This window comes from Clavibacter sp. MX14-G9D (assembly GCF_032917815.1).
GTDB lineage: Bacteria > Actinomycetota > Actinomycetes > Actinomycetales > Microbacteriaceae > Clavibacter > Clavibacter michiganensis_K.
Genome location: NZ_JAVCVL010000242.1, coordinates 1 through 3,829, shown reverse-complemented (window position 1 = coordinate 3,829; position 3,829 = coordinate 1). Strand labels below are relative to the sequence as shown.

5 protein-coding genes are annotated in these 3,829 nt (G+C 73.6%); 4 read left to right on the top strand and 1 reads right to left on the bottom strand.

Features of this window, described 5'->3' with window-relative positions; all coding sequences use genetic code 11:
• Positions 1–792, bottom strand: a 792-nt coding sequence (locus tag Q6969_RS13940; RefSeq protein ID WP_317230977.1) for a 5-oxoprolinase subunit PxpA, incomplete at its 3' end; no start/stop codon positions are given.
• Between the two features lie 112 nt (positions 793–904).
• On the opposite strand from Q6969_RS13940, the gene aspS reads away from it, so the two are divergent.
• From aspS to Q6969_RS13920, 4 genes are all read left to right on the top strand, one after another.
• Entirely contained in the window at positions 905–2,215 is a 1,311-nt protein-coding gene (gene aspS, locus Q6969_RS13935; protein ID WP_317230976.1) for an aspartate--tRNA(Asn) ligase, read from the top strand.
• Between the two features lie 226 nt (positions 2,216–2,441).
• A complete protein-coding gene (locus Q6969_RS13930) occupies positions 2,442–2,774 on the top strand; it encodes an ATP-dependent DNA ligase (RefSeq protein ID WP_317230975.1) in 333 nt (110 codons plus the stop codon).
• 49 nt (positions 2,775–2,823) lie between these two features.
• Positions 2,824–3,039 (top strand): hypothetical protein, encoded by a 216-nt coding sequence (locus Q6969_RS13925; protein WP_317230974.1) that lies wholly within the window; start codon positions 2,824–2,826, stop codon positions 3,037–3,039.
• A gap of 79 nt (positions 3,040–3,118) precedes the next feature.
• The gene (locus tag Q6969_RS13920; protein WP_317230973.1) at positions 3,119–3,787 is read left to right on the top strand and encodes a DUF6518 family protein; all 669 of its coding nucleotides are present in this window, start codon (positions 3,119–3,121) and stop codon (positions 3,785–3,787) included.
• The last annotated feature ends 42 nt before the right edge of the window (positions 3,788–3,829 follow it).

Below are 3,829 nucleotides of genomic sequence, written 5' to 3'. Positions count from 1 at the left end.
GGGGGCGGACGCCGCGTCGGCCGCTCCGCCGACGGCGTCCGGCACCGGGCGCACCTCGACGCCCGCGGCCTCGAGCGCGTCCCGCACGGCGCGCGCCAGGACCACGGCGCCCGGGGTGTCGCTGTGCAGGCAGAGGGAGTCGGGGTCGAGCCGCACCACGGACCCGTCGATCGCCGCGACCGTGCCCTCGGTCGCCATCCGCACCGAGCGCGCCGCGACCTCCGCGGGGTCGTGGATGACCGATCCCCCCTGCCGCCGGGACACGAGCGCTCCCTCCGGCGTGTACGCCCGGTCGGTGAAGGCCTCGACCCGCGTCGGGAGGCCGGCCGCCCCGGCCAGCCGGAGGATCTCGGAGCCGGGGAGGCCGAGCACGGGGAGGCCGGGATCCAGCGCGACCACGGCGTCGACCACGGCCTGCGCCTGCACGGGGTCGTGCGCTATCCGGTTGTAGAGGGCGCCGTGCGGCTTGACGTAGGAGACGCGCGCGCCGACCGTGCGCGCCATGCCGCAGACGGCGGCCAGCTGGTAGAGCACGTCGCCCGTGAGCTCGGCGGGCGACACGTCGAGGTCGCGCCGGCCGAAGCCCGCGAGGTCCCGGTACGCGACGTGCGCGCCGACCGCCACCCCGTTCCGCGCGGCGCGCTCGAGCGCGTGCAGCATGACGAGCGGATCCCCGGCGTGGAACCCGCACGCGACGTTGGCGCTCGAGACCACGTCGAGCATCGCGTCGTCGTCGCCGAGGGTCCAGCGGCCGAAGGACTCGGCGAGGTCGCTGTTGAGGTCGATCTGCATGGCGTCTCCCCTGCACCGGGTGCGGCGGCCGCGCGCCGCGGCGCCGTCCCCTCCAGGCTAGGCGGCCCGCGGGGCGACCTGCCGGACGGCGGCGCGGATAGACTCGACGACCGTGACCTCCCGTACCCTGATCAAGAACCTGGCCGCCCTCGACGACGGGGACGTGGCCGTCTCCGGATGGGTCGAGACCGTCCGGGACCAGAAGAAGATCCAGTTCGTGATCCTCCGCGACGAGTCCGGCGCGGTGCAGCTCACGTACAAGCGCCAGGGCGACGAGGACGCGACCGCCGACACCATCTCCGGCCTCGCCGCGGGCACGTTCCTCACCGCGACGGGCTCGCTCAAGCACGACGAGCGCGTGAAGCTCGGCGGCCTGGAGATCGGCCTGGCCGGCATCGATGTCGCCGGCGCGGCCATCCCCGAGACGCCCATCGCGGCCGACTCGTCCATCGACAAGCGCCTCGACTGGCGCTTCATCGACCTGCGCGCGCCGCGCAACTCGCTGATCTTCCGCGTGCAGACCACGCTCGTGCACGCGCTGCGCACCTACTGGGTGGAGCACGACTTCATCGAGGTCTTCTCTCCCAAGCTCATGGCCACGCCCTCCGAGTCGAACGCCGAGCTGTTCAAGGTCGACTACTTCGACGGCGTCGCGTACCTCGCGCAGAGCCCGCAGTTCTTCAAGCAGATGGCGCAGTCCGCGGGCTTCGGCAAGATGTTCGAGGTGGGCCCGGCCTTCCGCGCCGACCCCTCCTTCACCTCGCGCCACGCCACGGAGTTCACCTCGGTGGACGCCGAGATCAGCTGGATCGAGAGCCACGAGGACGTCGCCCGGCTGCAGGAGCAGCTCATCGTCGCCGCGCTCACCGCGGTGAAGGAGAAGCACGGCGACGAGATCCGCGAGCTGTTCGACGTGGAGGTGACGGTGCCCACCGTGCCGTTCCCGCGGATCCCGCTGCTCGAGGCGAAGGACATCGTCGCGAAGCGCGGCCACGTGATCGACCGCGCGGACGACGACCTCGACCCCGAGGGCGAGCGCCAGATCGCGGCGCACGTGATGGAGGAGCTCGGCCACGAGTTCGTGTTCCTCACGGACTACCCGTCGTCGATCCGGCCGTTCTACCACATGCGGAACGCCGAGGACCCGACGATCACGAACAGCTACGACCTGATCTGGAACGGCGTCGAGATCACCACCGGCGCGCAGCGCGAGCACCGCGTCGAGGTGCTCGAGGCGCAGGCCCGCGAGAAGGGCCTCGACCCCGAGGAGCTCGGCTCGTACCTCGACTTCTTCCGCTACGGCGTGCCCCCGCACGGCGGCTTCGGCATGGGCCTCAACCGCGTGCTGATGCTCCTGCTGCACCAGTCGAACCTGCGCGAGGTGACGTACCTCTTCCGCGGCCCGAACCGGCTCGCCCCGTAGGTCCCGCTCCACCGGACGGCCCGATCCCCGCGCGGGGGTCGGGCCGTCCGCCGTGGCCCGCCCATTCCCCGTTCCCGGGGAGGCCAGTTTTCCTCCGGTGCCGTAATGTCGGCCCCAGTGCTCGACGCCCTCGCCCGCGGGTCGCCGAGCAGCCGTGGATGCCGCGGGATCAGCTCGATCCGACGACGCGACGGCGATCTGGACGGGACACGGAAGGACCGCCCCGATGGGTCAGCTGATCTTCGACAGCACCACGCGCACCACCATCGACGACCGCGCCCTCGCGCACCTGCAGATCGTCATGCTGGCGAAGCTCCGCCGCCGGGAGAGCTTCGCGTTCTCGTGGAAGTACCCGGCGTCCGAGGGCGACGGGCGCAGCACCGTGTGGGTGGCCCCCGAGCTCCCGCTGCACTTCCGCTTCTCGGGCAGCCGCTCCCCGTCCATCAACCCCGCCTGGGTGGACGTCCTCATGGACTGCGCCAACACCGGATCCGGCCTCCACCTGCTGCCGGAGCCGGCGGCCGGGACGGCGCCGCATCCCGCCGTCCACCCCGACTGACCCGCCGCCACCGCACGACGCCCTCCCCCTCCCCTCCCGAAGGACGCCCATGGCCCTCACGAACCTCCCCTACGACGACGAGGCGATCCTCGCCGCCGCCGAGTCCGCGACCGTCATCAGCCGGGAGGTGCGGGAGGTGCAGGTCGACTTCGCCGGCACGAGCATCTCCGACGACGGCGTGGCCCGGATCACCGCCACCGTCTCCTGGACCGTCCCCGCGGACGAGGCGGTGCGGATCCTGGAGCGGGCGCTGCGGCGCGGCTGACCCCGCCTGCATCCCGGTGGGGACGCGGATCCTCCCCGCGGCCGACGACCGGCCGAGCACCCGCTGCGAGGGTGGGGCCATGACCCGACCCGATCCCCGCACCACGCTCCGGGACGCCGGCGCCCGCCCGGCGCCCACGCCCGGCCCTCCGACCCGCGAGACGGGGCGCACCGCGCTCCGCGCCGTCGCGATCGTCCTCGTGACGAGCCTCCTCGTCGGCGGCCTCACGAGCCCCGCCCAGGGCTTCCTGCCCGACCCCGTCCGGCCGTTCGCGAACTCCGCGGGCGGCTGGAGCATGCTCGCCTTCCTCGCGGTGTGGGCCTCCGGTGCCCGCCCACCGCTCGGCGCGCTGCTCGGCGCCGTCTCCTTCGTCAGCATGGTCGAGGCGTACGGCGTCGTGAGCCTCTGGCGCGGGTACTTCCTCGCGGACCCGCTCTCGTCCATGTGGATCCCGATCGGCCTCGTCGCCGGCCCCGTGATCGGGCTCGCGGCCGCGCTCGTGCGGCACGCGGGTCGCAGCTGGGTCGTCGTCGGCACGGCCGTGCTGAGCCTCGTCCTGGCCGCCGAGGGTGCCTACGGCCTCCTGCTCCTCCAGGGCACGACGGGCGCCACCTACTGGATCCTCGAGATCGTCCTGGCCGCCGCCTTCCTCGCCGCCGCCGTGCTGCGGGGTCGCGGCACCGCCCCCCGGGCGGGCACGCCGACCGCCACGGGTACGCCGACCGCGACGGCCCGCGGCCGGTCCTGACGCGCCGCCCGTCCTGGTGCGCCGCCCGTCCTGGTGCGCCGC

Excerpts from the sequence above, each read along its gene's own strand:
- Q6969_RS13930 (WP_317230975.1), top strand. The coding sequence starts at position 2,442 with ATGGGTCAGCTGATCTTCGACAGCACCACGCGCACCACCATCGACGAC.
- Q6969_RS13925 (WP_317230974.1), top strand. The coding sequence starts at position 2,824 with ATGGCCCTCACGAACCTCCCCTACGACGACGAGGCGATCCTCGCCGCC.
- Q6969_RS13920 (WP_317230973.1), top strand. The coding sequence starts at position 3,119 with ATGACCCGACCCGATCCCCGCACCACGCTCCGGGACGCCGGCGCCCGC.